The following is a 265-nucleotide window of genomic DNA, read 5'->3' on the forward strand; positions in this document are numbered from 1 at the left end:
ATTGAGTCGATTTTGAGTTTTCTGTGACCACGTCTACGTCTAGCGAAGGTGTTATCAGAAGCATATTGAGCTTGATAAACGTCATTGATGCTATTTCTTTTAAGTTCACGATAGATCGTACTAGGATGTCTTTTAATAAGTTCAGCAAATTTTCTGGCTGAAAAGCCTTCTTTTCTTGACTCAAGCATTAATGCAGTACGATCTTCAAAGTTAAGATGATGGTATGACAATTTTATATACTCCATAAACCCTTTAAATTAATTAG

Annotated in this window: 1 protein-coding gene; it reads right to left on the reverse strand. The window is 34.0% G+C overall.

From position 1 onward, the window contains the following. Positions 1-188, reverse strand: a 188-nt coding sequence (locus ACEWB7_RS18845; RefSeq protein ID WP_241213029.1) for a helix-turn-helix domain-containing protein, incomplete at its 3' end; no start/stop codon positions are given. Positions 189-265: the final 77 nt, after the last annotated feature.

Source organism: Acinetobacter sp. NIOH-H-8 (assembly GCF_046635365.1).
Taxonomy (GTDB): Bacteria; Pseudomonadota; Gammaproteobacteria; order Pseudomonadales; family Moraxellaceae; genus Acinetobacter.